Raw genomic sequence first — 15020 nt, forward strand, 5'->3', positions numbered from 1 at the left:
TGCTTATTTTTGTTGAAGAATACGGTTAAAATACGCGATATGGTTGCGTACCGTTTCTGTGGCATTAAATTCATGATCTAATTTCTCTTTTGCTGCGAGACTAAACTGTTGGATTTTATTTTTATCATTAATTAGTTTATTCATCGCTTCTGCAAATGCCGCCGCATCACCAACAGGAACAACATATCCTGTTTTACCATCATCAACTAATTCAGGTGAACCTCCGGTTGTCGTAACGACAGACGTGGTACCATTTGCCATTGCTTCTATAATTGTACGCGGCAGGCCCTCTCCACTGATTGATGGCTGTACTTGAAAATCTGCCATAGCCATAATAGAAGGAACATCTTGACGATGACCGATAATATGAATTCGTTCAGCCATTGGGCTTTGTTTTATTTCATCAAAATATGGTTCAAAACCACTACCGATAAGTAAGAGCTGAAAATCAGGATTCTTTATATGATGGGTCGCTTCAATCAGTACTGATATACCTTTACTGGGTCTAACATGTGCAGCACACACAGCGATAATGTCATTATCTGTAAGGTTAAAACTGGCACGTGTGGTTGGATCAACGTTATACCATGCTAATTGGTGTCCTTTATAAATAGTTACCACATTATCTGGATTACATAGAACATGTTGGCGTACATCATCACGGACAGCGTTTGAAACACAAATAACACCTTGGACTTTGGGATGAAGATGGGTGAGATAAGCGGTTGGATCATGACGATATAATCCTCCCGTTGTTCCACGGTAAGTGATCATTTTCGCTTGAGTACCTATGCAAGCAAAAGCCGCATTAGGAATTGTTTTTGAATTAAATCCATAGCAAATATCGTAGCTACCGGTTTTAAGTTCATGATGTAACGTACGTATGGTTTTAGGACAAATTTTCTTGGTTGGATAACAATCAATGATTTTGACGCCATGGTCACGAAAGCGAGCGACATAGTCAGCATCTCCTTGGGTTGCAACGGTTACTTGATGTCCTTGCTTCACCATTTGAATTAACATTTCCGCCTCAGGGCGAACGCTGTTCCATGCGTGGTGATATGAGCTAGCAACTAGAATTTTCATTGTTATCTCTTGAATGTCATTTTAAAAATGAACTTAATGTTGTAATACTCGCGACGGATTAATTCTTGAAAATTGAATACTTCACGTTTTATTTTACAAGATAGGCTGCGAGGTGCTCGTTTCCCATAACCAATATCAGAATCAAAAGCAGGATCATTGGTTAAGCACGCTGGTACTGTACCATAGCATTCTAGGTGATTTACCCAAAAACGATCCATATAAATATCGACGGCCATATACCATTTGTTTGAATTTTCTAATAATTTTTTAGCACCTACAGGGGTGAGTAAATACCCAGTAGCGCTCATATGGCCTTTACTGAATTTATAAATGCTGGTATGCGGTAAGATCATTTGTTTCAGTTTAAAAAAATTCGGTCTTTTGTTATCGAATAAACGAATACACTCATATTTTTTTGTCAATAATGGCATGTTATTGATAATATCCATAAACGGTTTTGGATAAATAAGTGCGTCATCTTCTAAAATAATAATTGGTTGATTTAATTCAATACACTTTTGCCATAATAGGTAATGACTGGCATAACAACCTAGTTGGCCTTTACTGAGTGATTTACCTCGATATGCTTGGCTCAATTGATCATCATACATAGCGAATAAGGGGTGATTATCTTTGTGGCCATTAACGGCATCAAAAAATTGATAGGTAAGACCTAATTTATCTAATTGATGACTAATATTTTCTTTACGGTGTACTGATGATGGAATATTGATAATAAAAATATTAGTCATGATCTACATGCTCATTGTTTGATGTTGAAGTAAAACATCCAAGCCAAAAAATATACATAAAAATAGTTTGGCCGTGATTAAGAGGTACATCAGTTAAGGAAGCAACTGCGAATAGAGATACTAAACTGATGGCTATATAACGTTGTAGTGTTGAGGTGTTCTTTAATGGGCATAATGGCAGCACTAATAAGAAAATGAGTAGTATTAAGCCAATAATGCCTTTTTTAACAACATAATCAACATATTGATTATGAAAATGTGGTGGTTGGTTAATATATAAATAGTTAGAAATACGCTTTTGATTATATAGTTTATCTAGTACTTTTAAATATTGATTACCTTGGCCTAACAGCTCATGATGTTCTATGATCATTGGCGCTGATTGCCACATTTGTAGTCGTAAACCAAAGGATGTATCTAAATCCCCTGATTTGATGTTGCTATATTCTTGTTGTGTTTGTGATAGTCGTTGAGAAATTAGAGGTTTACTTATAACTGAAACTCCAGCGATCACAGCAATAGCGACAATAGTACTACGCCAAGTGATTTTTATTTTTTTCGTGGACATAAAAGTTATGAATATAACGGCAAGGGCAAAGAGATAACCGAGCCAAACACCTCTACTTTCTGTAATTATTAGAGCATAACTGCTGAGTATAAAGGCCAAGAATGTAATTGTTTTTTCTTTATTGTTTGTCGATGTTAGACAGAGACTTAAAGCAATTACACTAATACCTGCAATTAAAGTACCATAAGGTATTGCATTTATGGGCCAAATTGAACGATCCCAATGCATGTAAATCATACAATAATAAGCAAAGCAAAAACTGATGACAGCACTAATAACTGTCAGAGTAATGATTACTTTTTTTGTTAGTTGTGATGAAGGGAAAATAGCCACGAATAGTGTTGCTGTAATAAAAGCTCTTATTTCACGAGAGCTTAGGCCATGGTAATAATATGAGAATAAAAAGTAGCCACAAATTATAAATAATAACCATAATATTTTATTGGTTGATAGATTGTTTTTTAATGTTGTAAAACCATAAACAAGAAGTGTGGTTATTAAAGATATAATAACCATGGCAACCATTGTTTTGTCGCCATTGCGTAATATTAACATTCCACTAGAAAGCCAAATAAAAGGTAATAATATTAATCCATTAATTAAATACTTTTTAAACATATTATTCTCAATTATAAGGCTTTTCATTAGTATTAGGACGCGTCTTCAACAAGCGTAGAATCCACATATATTGTTCTGGACGCTGATTAACATATTGCTCAATACATTGGTTCATCATTCGTGCATCTTGCTCTTCTGTTTCTGCAGGGAAGGGTAGCGCTGGATAAAAATCCAATTCATACATTCCTGTTTCACTATTATACATCGCAAACAGCGGTACAATTTTGGCACGGCTTAATTTTGATAGTCGACCTAAGCCTGCCATTGTGGCTTTAGTGGTACCAAAAAAATCCACAAACACACTGTGCTCTGGCCCTAAATCTTCATCGGGTAGGTAATAGCCTAAGTAGCCTTCACGCACAGATTTAATAAAAGGTTTGATGCCGCCACTACGTTCATAGACACGGCCGCCGTATTGCACCCGTTGGCGATGCATCAACCAATCTGATACTGGGTTTTTTTGCTTTTTTGCCATCGCAGATACAGGTAACCCACGTGAGGCTAGCAGTACCGCAGGAATATCAATCGCCCACGTATGCGGGACTAATAGAATAACACTTTGTTGTTGCTCTGTTAGGCTGGTGAGATTTTCCATGCCGCGAATAATGGTATGTTGCTCAAGCCAAGTTTTATTGCGTACCGATAGTGCTGCGAAACCAGATAGAAAGCTGCCTGCGGTGATCAAATTTTGCAATAAAATTTGTTCTCGCTCTGCTTCTGATTTTTCAGGGAAACACATTTTAAGGTTAACTCGAGCACGATGATTAGCACCACTTTTTAGTTTAATGGCTTGTTTGGCAAAAACGGTCGCCAGTGAACGGCGTACGTTATGGGGCAGTAAACTCAATAGTGAAGCAATCATCACTGCGAGCCATGTTCCCCAATAGCGAGGATGCACAAAAGACCACTCAAACTGAGGGTTATAGGCTTGCTTGTCGTAATGGTTTTTAGTCATATAAATTACGTCTATCTCACGAAGTTATAGTGTTGGCGAATACCATGCCACAGTGTATTTGGGTACGTATGACTTAGTCGTTATTATGGCCGTTTAGTGATATTCGACCAGTATTAAATAGAAGCTAAATGATAATTAATTAAATCATTTGCTTTACATATTAATCTCAGTAGTCATTTATTTGATAATGATTAATGCCATTCATTGGGTTAGATAAGGCATGGATTTTATTGTTCCTACTAAGATGATAAATACTAAATTATGATAACATTATATGTAGTGCAAGGGCGAAGGATGATAATAATATGAAAACCCGCGATCGAATTATTCATGCAGCATTGGCGTTGTTTAATGACCATGGTGAACCCAATGTAACCACTAACCATATTGCTGCCGATTTAGGGATCAGCCCTGGTAATTTGTATTATCATTTTCGCAATAAAGAACAAATTATTCATTGTATTTTTGATCAATACGCTATTGATTTAACCATCAGTTTTGAGCCAGTTGATGTCGCTGAAGTTGAAGCAATAGAAGATAGTTTGCTGCGTTATCTCGATGCGGTGTTTCTATTGATGTGGCGTTACCGTTTTTTCTATGCCAATTTGCCTGATATCTTACGCCGAGATGCTGCTTTACAAGCTAAATATCTGGCGGTGCAAACGCAACTTCAGGTTAATATTAGTCAAATTATGATTAATTTTCGTGATGCAGGTCTGATTGCATTAGCGGATGTTGATCTTAAAGTATTGGCTGATACGTTAAAATTGGTGGCTTCATCATGGATCAGTTATCAAACAACTCAAGTAGCGGGCGCTAAAATAACTCAAACAGTGATTTACCACGGTGTGCAACAAATGTTGAATATAGTGCGCCCATTAGCAACCGAGCTAGGTCAACAGCGGGTAGCGATATTGCAGCACCATTATTTAGAACAAGAACAAAAGTATTTAGAGCAAGAACAAAAAATGATGACAGGTGAGTTATAACTGCAAAAGGTTGGTCTTATGACCAACCTTTTTCGTTGTAGTGGCTATATTAACGTTGTAGCCATGGACGCGGATCAACTGGAGTGCCTTTACGGCGGATCTGGAAGTACAATCCAGGTTGCTCTTGGCCACCACTGTCACCCACTAAGGCTATTGGTTCACCCGCTTGCACGGTGTCGCCAATTTTCTTAAGTAGTGTCTGGTTATAACCATAGAAGCTCATATCACCTTTGCCATGATCAATCGCGATCATCAGGCCATAACCTCGCAGCCAATCAGCAAAGACCACTTTACCTGAGTAAATAGCTTTTACTTGGCTCCCAAGAGGTTGACTGATCACCATTCCTTTCCAATGCAACTCACGTTGTAATGGTGCACCATAATTATGAATAATTGGTCCTCGCAGTGGCCATATTAGCTTGCCTTTGTGACTCGCGAGTCCATCCATCGGTACTTGCATTTTAGCGTAGCGTGCATTGAGCTGTCTGGCTTGCGCTTCTGCAATGGCTTTCGCTTTTGCTTCTTTAGCTGCGGCTATTCGAGCTTGCGCTTCAGCTTCTGCTCTCGCTCGTGCAGCGGCTTCCGCTTTTGCGCGTGCTTCAGCTTCTGCTTTCGCTTTTGCTATTGCTGCTAACATGTTTTGTTCATCTGCACGTAAGTCGGCTAATGCTTCAGTGCTGGTTTGGATTTGCGATTTTATTTTATTGAGCGTCAGTTGGCGCGATTGTTGTTGGCCATCAAGCTGCTGTTTCTGCTGATTAAGCTCAGTGAGTGCTTGTTGTTGCTCTGTTTTTTGTTCAGCAAGAGTATGGATTTTAAGCTGTAATTCGGTTTTGGTCGCATCGAGTGCATCAATAGCACTGGCGCGCGCTTTACTGACATACTCGGCATAGGTTGTCATTCGATCTAATTTGGCCGAGTTTTCGCCACTGAGAAGGTTAGCGATATCACTGTTATTACCTTGACGATATTGTGCGTTAATCAGGGTTTTTAGGACGTCAAGTTGCTGTTGTTGCTGTTGTTGTAGCTGCAACTGTTGTTGTTCGAGCTGAGTAATTGACTGTGTTATTGTCGCTAACAAGTCATTAGTTTGGTGGATTTTATTAGCAGTTTGAGCGATATCCAGTTCGTGTTGTTTAAGTTGTTTTTGTAAGGCGGCATAGGTTTGCTGCTTACTGTCGAGCTGATTTTTTTGGCGTGATATTTCCTGTTTTACGCCATCAAGCTGTTTTTGACTGGATGCTGCACATGGGGCTGCAAATACCACGCATAGAAAAGCGCCAGTGCATAAAGCACTGGCGCGGATTTTTAGGTTGAGGTGTCTATTGATAATATCCCGCATGAGATAATTATTTCAGATTGTATAGCACCTGACCAGACATCTCTGCAGGGATTTCGATATCTGTTAGCGATAGCATTGTTGGCGCTAGATCAGAAAGCTTACCGCCAGACTTAAGATCGAGGTTTTTATTACCTACGTAAATTAATGGTACTGGTAAGTTAGTGTGTGCAGTATGAATGCCACCCGTTTCAGGGTTAACCATCATTTCAGCGTTACCATGATCGGCAGTAATTAATAACTGGCCATCCATTTCTTTGATTGCAGCAACAACTTGACCAATACAGCTATCGAGTGCTTCACAAGCTTTAACGGCAGCATCATAAACGCCAGTGTGACCAACCATGTCACCGTTAGGGTAGTTACAGATAATAACGTCAAATTCGCCACTCTTAATTGCAGCAACTAATTTTTCAGTTAGCTCTGGTGAGCTCATTTCTGGTTGAAGATCGTAAGTCGCTACTTTTGGTGATGCAACCAGTGAACGTGACTCACCATCAAACTCGTCTTCTTTACCACCGTTAAAGAAGAAAGTAACGTGAGCGTATTTTTCAGTTTCAGAAATACGTAGCTGTTTTTTGCCTTTCTTCGATAGCCACTCACCTAATGTGTTTTCTAGGCTAGCCGGTGCAAAAGCAGTGGTTAGTTCAATATCTGCTGCGTATTGAGTTAACATCACAAAGTCAGCTAATTGCGGGAACTGCGCGCGCGCAAAGCTAGTGAAGTTAGGCTCAAACGTACGGGTAATTTCACGCGCACGGTCAGCACGGTAGTTCATGAAGATAACGCTATCGCCATCAGCCATAATAGCAGCTTCTTGGCCTTCAGCACGTAGTTCTGTTGCTTTAACGAACTCATCGTTTTCGCTACGCTCGTAAGCTGCCGCTAGACCTTCTGTTGCATTAGCGAACGTAAATTCACCCTTAGCAGCAGTAAGTAGGTTGTAAGCTACTTCAACGCGATCCCAGTTATTATCACGATCCATTGCGTAGTAACGACCAACTAGAGAGGCTGTACGACCTTTACCTAGTTTTGCAAATAGGGCATCAAAACGCTCAAGTGAGTGTTGTGCGCTACGTGGTGGTGTATCACGGCCATCAAGGAAAGCATGCAGGTAAATTTTCTCTGCGCCACGCTTTGCTGCCATTTCAATAGCAGCTGCAATATGGTCTTCGTGGCTGTGTACGCCACCAGGAGAAACTAGACCTAGAATATGAACCGCTTTACCAGTATTTACTGCTTTATCAATTGCATTAACTAATGCTTCGTTTTCAAAAAACTCACCATCACCAATTGCTTTCGTAATACGAGTAAGATCTTGATATACCACACGGCCTGCACCGATATTAGTATGGCCAACTTCAGAGTTACCCATTTGACCTTCAGGTAGGCCGACTTCTAGACCTGATGCGGCAATAAGCGTATTAGGATTGTTCGCCATTAACTCATCCATTACGGGTGTGTTAGCGTTTGCAATCGCGTTATTAGCGTTATCTTCGCGGTAGCCCCAGCCATCTAGAATAACAAGTGCAAGTGGTTTCTTGGCAGACATATCCTGTCCCTCTTCGAATTAATAAAAATACATGAATTACCTTAATAGGCGCACTGTATTAAACACCCTTTAAGGTAATTGATATAATAATTATCATGATTTTACTACAAAAGCACATTAAAGCAGTAGGGTTAGATACAACTAAATCATCGCTAGTGAGTTTATACTGTCAGTCGAATATAGGCATTTATTGATCAAAGTGTAAGCCCTAGATCACAGTTTTTTTCTATTTCATTGATAGGTCATCAGTCAATAAGCTTTTATACTCAAGGATGCTGTTACAAGATCAGCAACCTAGGTATACTCACACTCATTTTTTTAGACCGTAATATCATGGCTTGCAATAGTGAATCATGACAATAGAGTAAAGTAAATGCATCAATATATTGAATTTTTAACTAGTAACCCTGTTTTATCATTAGCTTGGATTGGTATCGTAATTGCACTGATTAGCATGATGGTAAAAGAGAAAAATGCTAAATACAAAACGATTAGTATTAATGAAGCGACCACTTTAGTGAATTCTGAAGAGGGTATTTTTCTTGATATTCGTAATCGCGATGACTTCCGTAAAGGTCATATTGTCGGCTCAGTTCACATTTTACCAAGCCAAATTCAACGTCAAAACACCCCAGAGCTTGAAAAACACAAAGCTGCCCCAATTATTGTTGTATGTAAGACAGGTCAGACGGCACAAGAGACAGCAAACCAGCTTAGCAAAGATGGTTTTACTAACGTCAATGTTTTAAAAGACGGTCTTATTGCTTGGAATGAAGCAAACTTACCGCTTGTTGCAAGTAAGAAAAAATAATCTTATTCAAGGTGGTTTTGCAGCCTTATTGGGTGTGAAATAACGATCTAAATTAATGCAGCCTGTGGAATACACAGTTGCTAGTGTAATTAATAGCTCGTGGTAGCGAGTATTTATAAAGGACTCCAAAAATGGCTGAAGCAGCAAATACCGAAGCACAACAAAACTTCCAAATTCAACGCGTATTCCTAAAAGATGTGTCTTTTGAAGCGCCAAACTCACCTGACGTATTCCAAAAAGAATGGAATCCAGATGTGAAATTGGATCTTGATACTCAAAGCCGTGAATTAGCTGAAGGCGTATATGAAGTAGTACTTCGTCTAACCGTAACAGTGAAGAACGAAGAAGAAAATGCGTTCTTATGTGAAGTACAGCAAGCTGGTATTTTCACAGTTGCAGGTATGGAAGCACCACAACTAGCACATTGCCTAGGCGCATTCTGCCCGAACATTTTGTTCCCATACGCGCGTGAAACAATTTCTAGCCTAGTGGTTAAAGGTACGTTCCCACAATTGAACTTAGCACCAGTAAACTTTGATGCTTTATTCATGAACTACCTAGAAAACCAAGCTGAAGCAAATACTGCTAATTCAGAAGCTTAATTTGTAAAAGTGACCAATATGATGAACGTTAATAATACGATTTCGATGGCAGTGTTAGGCGCTGGATCTTACGGTACAGCATTAGCAATTGCATTATCCAGAAATGGTGCCAATGTCATTTTGTGGGGCCATGAGCCTCAACATATGGCGCAATTGGAAATCGATCGTGCCAATGAAGCGTTTCTTCCTGGGGTGAGTTTTCCTGATTCGCTGATTTTAACGTCAGACTTACAAGCTGCTGTCGAAGGTAGTCGTGATGTGTTGGTGGTAGTACCAAGCCATGTTTTTGGTGGAGTACTTGCGCAAATGAAACCTTTTTTACGTCCAGACTCTCGTATCTGCTGGGCAACCAAAGGACTTGAACCTGACACTGGGCGTTTACTTAAAGATGTTGCAGTTGAAGTTTTGGGTGAACATATACCGTTAGCGGTGTTGTCTGGGCCGACGTTTGCTAAAGAGCTCGCGGCGGGTATGCCAACAGCGATTGCAGTTTCTTCACCTGATAGTGAGTTTGTCGCTGATCTGCAACAAAAAATCCATTGCGATAAGACATTCCGTGTTTATAGCAACAGTGATTTTATTGGGATGCAGCTTGGTGGTGCGGTTAAAAATGTGATCGCGATTGGCGCTGGTATGTCGGACGGTATTGGCTTTGGTGCTAATGCTCGTACAGCTTTGATCACCCGTGGTCTGGCTGAAATGTGTCGTCTAGGTGCTGCGCTTGGGGCACAACCAGAAACCTTTATGGGAATGGCTGGTCTTGGCGATTTGGTACTGACATGCACCGATAATCAATCGCGTAACCGCCGTTTTGGTTTAGCACTTGGTCATGGTTGCAGTGTTGAGCAAGCTCAGCAGGATATTGGTCAAATTGTTGAAGGTTATCGCAATACTAAAGAAGTGTGGTTATTGGCTCAACGACATCAAGTTGAAATGCCAATTACCGAACAAATTTATCAAGTACTGTATCTTGGTAAAGATGCTCGAGAAGCAGCAAAAGATTTACTCGCACGTGAGAAAAAGTACGAATAAAGTTGCTTGTTGAGGGTGATAACTGGTATCTATTAGATAACGCGAGCTTAGGCTCGCGTTATTTTTTATAACTGTACTAAAATACAATAAAGTTCAGTTTTCTGGTTGTGATAGTTATTCTACAAGTGTCACCAATTAACTAATTATTAAAATAATGAGTGAGGCAGAGGGACTCGTGAAGGAATGTCAGCAATATCAATTATGGCAAGCGATCGAGCAGGAAGCACGACTGCAAGCCGAACAAGAACCTATGCTTGCGAGTTTTTATCATGCCACCATAATTAAGCATGAAAACTTAGCATCAGCATTGAGTTATATCTTAGCCAATAAACTGGCAACACCATCAATGCCAGCGATGGCGGTACGTGAAGTAATAGAAGAAGCCTTCGTTAGTGATAGTAATATTGTTGAGGCTGCAGCCTGTGATATTCGCGCGGTTGTTGAGCGTGATCCCGCGATTGATGCTTATTCTATTCCATTACTTTACCTTAAAGGCTGTCATGCTCTGCAAGGCTATCGAGTTGCTAATTGGCTCTGGAAGCAAAATCGTAGAGCGCTAGCCGTTTATTTACAAAATCAAATATCAGTGGCGTGTCAGGTGGATGTTCACCCTGCGGCTAAGATAGGCTGCGGCATTATGTTTGACCATGCCACTGGGATTGTCATTGGTGAAACGGCAGTTATTGAAGATGAAGTTTCTATTCTACAAGATGTCACCTTAGGCGGTACTGGTAAAGAAAGTGGTGATCGCCACCCTAAAATTCGTCAAGGGGTGATGATAGGTGCGGGTGCCAAGGTGCTTGGTAATATTGAAGTTGGTGCTGGAGCTAAAATTGGCGCTTGCTCGGTGGTATTAGAAGCAGTGCCACCCCATACAACGGTTGCTGGTGTACCTGCAATTGTGGTTGGCCGACCGAAGACTGCCAAACCTGCGACAGAAATGGATCAACAATTTAATGGTGCTAACGAAGTATTTAATAATATTGATTAAATAACAAATTATTAGTATCACTATCTAAAAAGGCGATCACAAGATCGCCTTTTTGATAGATATAAATGGGTAATGCTAACTAAATAGCGCCACCAAAGTCTAACTGACGCCAGGCTTCAAAAGCAATAATTGCTACCGCATTTGAGAGGTTTAAACTGCGGCTATCGGGTTGCATTGGTATCCGTAATCGTTGCTCTAACGGTAAGCTGGCAATAAATTCAGCCGGTAAACCGCGAGTTTCTGGACCAAATAACAATACATCACCTTCAGCAAACGTTGCATTAACATGATAGTTAGTGGTTTTAGTGGTACAAGCAAAAATTCGACGCCCCGCCATTGCTTCCATAAAAGCCTCGAAGTTTTTATGGCGATAAACATGGGTCAGGTCGTGATAATCTAAGCCAGCACGGCGCAATTTCTTTTCTTCTAAATCAAACCCTAGTGGCTCAATTAAATGTAAATTAGCACCACAATTAGCACTAAGGCGAATAATATTGCCAGTGTTGGGGGCGATTTCGGGTTCGTATAACGCAATATCAAACATAGTTATTCTGCTTTATTTAGTGCCAAAGAAGCCATATTGTGACAAGCGTAACGTCAACAAGCAATCATCTTTGTACGTAAGCTAAACCTTAGTGCTTAACGAGCGAGAGGTAATGTCATGCTGATTCGTAATCCACCGAGTGGGCTTGAAGTCGCTTTGATGCTACCACTATGCTGGCGGAGTGCACTTTCTGTTATTGCCAGCCCTAATCCCGTTCCACCACTACTACGATCGCGGGCGGTTGAAACGCGATAAAATGGCCTAAAAATGTCATCAAGTTCATCATTTGGTACCCCTTCACCATTGTCATCGATAGTGATTAATAATTGTTGTGGCTGGTGGGTAAATGTAATCTCAATGACATCATCACCATATTTAATGGCATTACGGATCACGTTCTCTAGCGCACTGATCAATAAGTTAGGATTGCCTTTGAGTTGCCAATTTTGGAGATGATTATAGGTTAAGGTTTTATGGTGCTGCTCAGCTTCAAAGCGGGCATCTTCTAACATTTCATACCAGAGGCTATGGCTATCGACTATTTGTTGCTGTTGGTGGCTATTAACTTGCATCCGTGACAATTCTAATAATTCACCGATCATTTTCTCTAGCCGTTCAGCTTCGGTATCTATTCTTGATAGTTCGCTGCTTTGGCCTTGCTTTCGTTGTGCCAGAGCTGTTGCCATACGGAGCCTAGTTAATGGTGAGCGTAATTCATGGGAAATATCCGATAACAACCGCTGCTGACCACTAATAATGTTATTAAGCGCATCGACCATTTGGTTAAAGCTTGCTCCTGCTTGCTTAAATTCTTCCGGCCCTTGTTCTAAGGTTGGATCCGCTGCAAATTCACCGCGGGCAACTCGCTCCGCTGCTTGTTGTAGTCGTCGTGCCGGACGCGTTACTGCCCATGCTAGCCATAATAGGAACGGGGTGCTGACTAGCATAGTAACCAGTAATAGTTTAAATGGCTTATCCATTATTTGGACGAAAAATGGCGGTGCGCCACGCCAAACTTGACCGCTATACATAAATAGCGGTTGTTGCTCGGTAGTGATCACAAAAGGGCCAGCAATCAGCCAGCGGCCATAAAGTCGTTGTTGAGGCTTATCTGGGTTATCTGCGATAGTAATAAAATTCCGCAGTGCTTTAGTGTGTTTTTGAGGCGCAATAATATCGCCCTCGACAGTCGTGAAGTAGAGCTGACTATTATGGCTATCTCGGCGTTTTGTTAGTGCTTTCACGCGTGTGATGAGCTTGGCATAGCTGAGTGAGTGATGGTTGTCTAAGCGTTGGTTAACTTGTAATGCTTGTGATTGCAGCCGTTGTAATTGATGGTCGGGGATCGGTTGTACTGAGCGAGGATCGTATTGAAACATCAGTACGAGTGTGACCACAACCACTAAGAGTGTGGTCCAGAAAATAGCAAAGATACGCCCGTAAAGGTGCGTAAAGCCGGGCACTCTCATTACATTGCCTCAACCAATAAATAGCCTTTGCCACGCAGAGTTTTTATCAGTGGTTTGCCGTCACTGCGCACCGGTAATTTTTTGCGTAAGTTTGAGACATGCATATCAATCGCGCGATCAAATTGGGCGAGACGTTTTCCAAGTACTTCAAGACTGAGCTCTTCCTTGGCAATAATTTTACCTGGGTGCTGCACAAAATAGCTCAGCAGAGCTAACTCAGTACCTGTCATTTCAATCGGTTGCTGATTACATAGCACTTCTTGTCGGCCGGGGTAAATCGTTAGATCTTGATAAACAAGGCACTCGCTATTACTGGTTTTGGTATCAGTATTTGCTTGGGTACGCCGTAGTACCGCGCGCATACGAGCGAGCAACTCACGATCGCTAAAAGGTTTAGGTAAATAGTCATCGGCGCCGAGTTCCAATCCAAGCACTCGATCAATTTCATCACCTTTGGCGGTTAGCATCATTACTGGCGTGGTATGTTTTTCTCGCAAGCGGCGTAACATTTCAGTGCCATTCATTTTCGGCATCATTACATCAAGTAAGATCAAATCAATACTGCTATCGATTTTTTCTAAGCCTTCAATACCATTGTTAGCTTCTTCAACCTCAAAGCCTTCTAACTCGAGAATATCTTTAAGGAGTGCGGTCAGTTCTATATCGTCATCGACTAAGAGAATTTTTGCCATCGTGAAGTCCTAAAATGTAATGCGATCATCCAATTAAGTGGCTTTAGTATCGCTAATCTTTGTCTGTACGCCAAGTTAAGTTGTCTTAGCTTTACGCTAGTTTACGTTTGCTAGACAGCGTTTTACCTTCCACACGCTATGATAATCATCAAGCCATACAATACGGCGATTTTTCAAATAATAATGCTGGAGAAACCACAATGAAAATATTTAATAAAACAATTGTTATCGCGATGGCATTACCATTAGCGTTGGGCTCTATGTCAGCCTTTGCGGGTCAAGATCATCATGACGGGATGAAGAAAGGTCATCATGGCGGTAAGCTTTTTAGTCAGTTAGATCTAACGGCTACCCAAAAACAAGAAATGAAAACGCTACGTCAAGCCAATCGCAGTGAGTACAAAGCACTACGCGCTGAAAATCATAAAGTGATGCGAGCTGAGCAGCAACAACTTGAAAAGCTAGTTTTAGCGAGTAATTTTGATGAGTCAGCAGTACGTGCTGTGGCTGAAAAAATGTCGCAGCAGCAGGTTGAACGTCGAGTTGCGATGTTAGAACAGCGCCATAAAATGCTGAATATTCTAACCTCAGAGCAAAAGCAAAAATATGTTGAGCTTAAGCAACAGCAGTCAGAAAAACATTTTATGCGTCTGGAAGCTAAACAACATCACTAATTAGGGTGAGTTAAGTGTTATGCAGTGCTCATTAGCCATAGTCTCTACTATGGCTTTTTTTGTTTTTGATATTAAGTTTATTATTTGATGGTTTTTTTTAGATCTTTGCTCTGAAATAGTATGAGAACAAGGCAGTAATTGTATTTTTATGATAGGTTTTGTTATTAATTTTTATTATAAAACGGCTATACTGCGTGATATTAATTATCGCCTTCATTTCCTCAATCATTAATGCCGTCACCTATTATTAGTTATTATAGGTTTATTCAAAAAATTATAAAAATAATCATGATGACGGATTATGAGTATTGGCCGACGGGGAAGTGACGAGCTAGCGTGATATGAA

General features: G+C 40.6%; 15 protein-coding genes. 6 read left to right on the forward strand and 9 right to left on the reverse strand.

The window, feature by feature from the left end; all coding sequences use genetic code 11:
* Positions 1-3 precede the first annotated feature (3 nt).
* Genes PPBDW_RS01300 through lpxM form a run of 4 tightly spaced genes read right to left on the reverse strand, consistent with a single transcriptional unit; the run spans position 4 to position 3979 of the window.
* Positions 4-1086, reverse strand: a complete 1083-nt coding sequence (locus PPBDW_RS01300; RefSeq protein ID WP_036789385.1) for a glycosyltransferase family 4 protein — start codon at positions 1084-1086, stop codon at positions 4-6.
* Positions 1087-1088: 2 nt separating this feature from the next.
* Positions 1089-1838: a glycosyltransferase family 25 protein gene (locus PPBDW_RS01305; protein WP_036789388.1), complete on the reverse strand. Its 750-nt coding sequence runs from the start codon at positions 1836-1838 to the stop codon at positions 1089-1091.
* Entirely contained in the window at positions 1831-3024 is a 1194-nt protein-coding gene (locus PPBDW_RS01310; protein WP_036789390.1) for an O-antigen ligase family protein, read from the reverse strand. Before PPBDW_RS01310 ends, PPBDW_RS01305 begins: the two co-directional genes overlap by 8 nt.
* A gap of 7 nt (positions 3025-3031) precedes the next feature.
* Positions 3032-3979 carry a lauroyl-Kdo(2)-lipid IV(A) myristoyltransferase gene (gene lpxM / locus PPBDW_RS01315; RefSeq protein WP_036789392.1) on the reverse strand — a complete coding sequence of 316 codons (948 nt, stop codon included), beginning with the start codon at positions 3977-3979 and terminating at the stop codon, positions 3032-3034.
* A gap of 305 nt (positions 3980-4284) precedes the next feature.
* Here lpxM and PPBDW_RS01320 point away from each other — a divergent pair, with 305 nt between their 5' ends.
* Positions 4285-4968 (forward strand): TetR/AcrR family transcriptional regulator, encoded by a 684-nt coding sequence (locus PPBDW_RS01320; protein ID WP_045042365.1) that lies wholly within the window; start codon positions 4285-4287, stop codon positions 4966-4968.
* 49 nt (positions 4969-5017) lie between these two features.
* Here the strand turns inward: PPBDW_RS01320 and envC are convergent, their stop codons facing one another.
* Entirely contained in the window at positions 5018-6310 is a 1293-nt protein-coding gene (envC, locus tag PPBDW_RS01325) for a murein hydrolase activator EnvC (protein WP_054261965.1), read from the reverse strand.
* A 7-nt stretch (positions 6311-6317) separates the two neighbouring features.
* A complete protein-coding gene (gpmM, locus tag PPBDW_RS01330; protein WP_036789394.1) occupies positions 6318-7859 on the reverse strand; it encodes a 2,3-bisphosphoglycerate-independent phosphoglycerate mutase in 1542 nt (513 codons plus the stop codon).
* 373 nt (positions 7860-8232) lie between these two features.
* On the opposite strand from gpmM, the gene PPBDW_RS01335 reads away from it, so the two are divergent.
* The 4 genes from PPBDW_RS01335 to cysE all read left to right on the forward strand — a co-directional run bounded on the left by PPBDW_RS01335 (position 8233) and on the right by cysE (position 11295).
* A complete protein-coding gene (locus PPBDW_RS01335) occupies positions 8233-8670 on the forward strand; it encodes a rhodanese-like domain-containing protein (RefSeq protein WP_036789395.1) in 438 nt (145 codons plus the stop codon).
* Positions 8671-8801: 131 nt separating this feature from the next.
* A complete protein-coding gene (secB, locus tag PPBDW_RS01340) occupies positions 8802-9272 on the forward strand; it encodes a protein-export chaperone SecB (protein ID WP_036789397.1) in 471 nt (156 codons plus the stop codon).
* Between the two features lie 18 nt (positions 9273-9290).
* Positions 9291-10304 (forward strand): NAD(P)H-dependent glycerol-3-phosphate dehydrogenase, encoded by a 1014-nt coding sequence (gene gpsA, locus PPBDW_RS01345; protein WP_036789400.1) that lies wholly within the window; start codon positions 9291-9293, stop codon positions 10302-10304.
* Positions 10305-10458: 154 nt separating this feature from the next.
* Positions 10459-11295 (forward strand): serine O-acetyltransferase, encoded by an 837-nt coding sequence (gene cysE, locus PPBDW_RS01350; protein WP_373455546.1) that lies wholly within the window; start codon positions 10459-10461, stop codon positions 11293-11295.
* A 79-nt stretch (positions 11296-11374) separates the two neighbouring features.
* On the opposite strand, the gene PPBDW_RS01355 is transcribed toward cysE, so the two are convergent.
* The 3 genes from PPBDW_RS01355 to PPBDW_RS01365 all read right to left on the reverse strand — a co-directional run bounded on the left by PPBDW_RS01355 (position 11375) and on the right by PPBDW_RS01365 (position 14000).
* Positions 11375-11839: a tRNA (cytidine(34)-2'-O)-methyltransferase gene (locus tag PPBDW_RS01355; protein ID WP_036789404.1), complete on the reverse strand. Its 465-nt coding sequence runs from the start codon at positions 11837-11839 to the stop codon at positions 11375-11377.
* 95 nt (positions 11840-11934) lie between these two features.
* Positions 11935-13308, reverse strand: a complete 1374-nt coding sequence (gene cpxA / locus PPBDW_RS01360) for an envelope stress sensor histidine kinase CpxA (protein ID WP_036789408.1) — start codon at positions 13306-13308, stop codon at positions 11935-11937.
* Positions 13308-14000 carry a response regulator gene (locus tag PPBDW_RS01365; protein WP_036789410.1) on the reverse strand — a complete coding sequence of 231 codons (693 nt, stop codon included), beginning with the start codon at positions 13998-14000 and terminating at the stop codon, positions 13308-13310. The genes cpxA and PPBDW_RS01365 overlap by 1 nt, the downstream gene beginning before the upstream one ends.
* A gap of 200 nt (positions 14001-14200) precedes the next feature.
* On the opposite strand from PPBDW_RS01365, the gene PPBDW_RS01370 reads away from it, so the two are divergent.
* On the forward strand, positions 14201-14674 hold the full coding sequence (locus PPBDW_RS01370; RefSeq protein ID WP_036789412.1) for a Spy/CpxP family protein refolding chaperone: 474 nt from the start codon (positions 14201-14203) through the stop codon (positions 14672-14674).
* Positions 14675-15020: the final 346 nt, after the last annotated feature.

Source organism: Photobacterium kishitanii (genome assembly GCF_000613045.3).
Lineage (GTDB): Bacteria > Pseudomonadota > Gammaproteobacteria > Enterobacterales > Vibrionaceae > Photobacterium > Photobacterium kishitanii.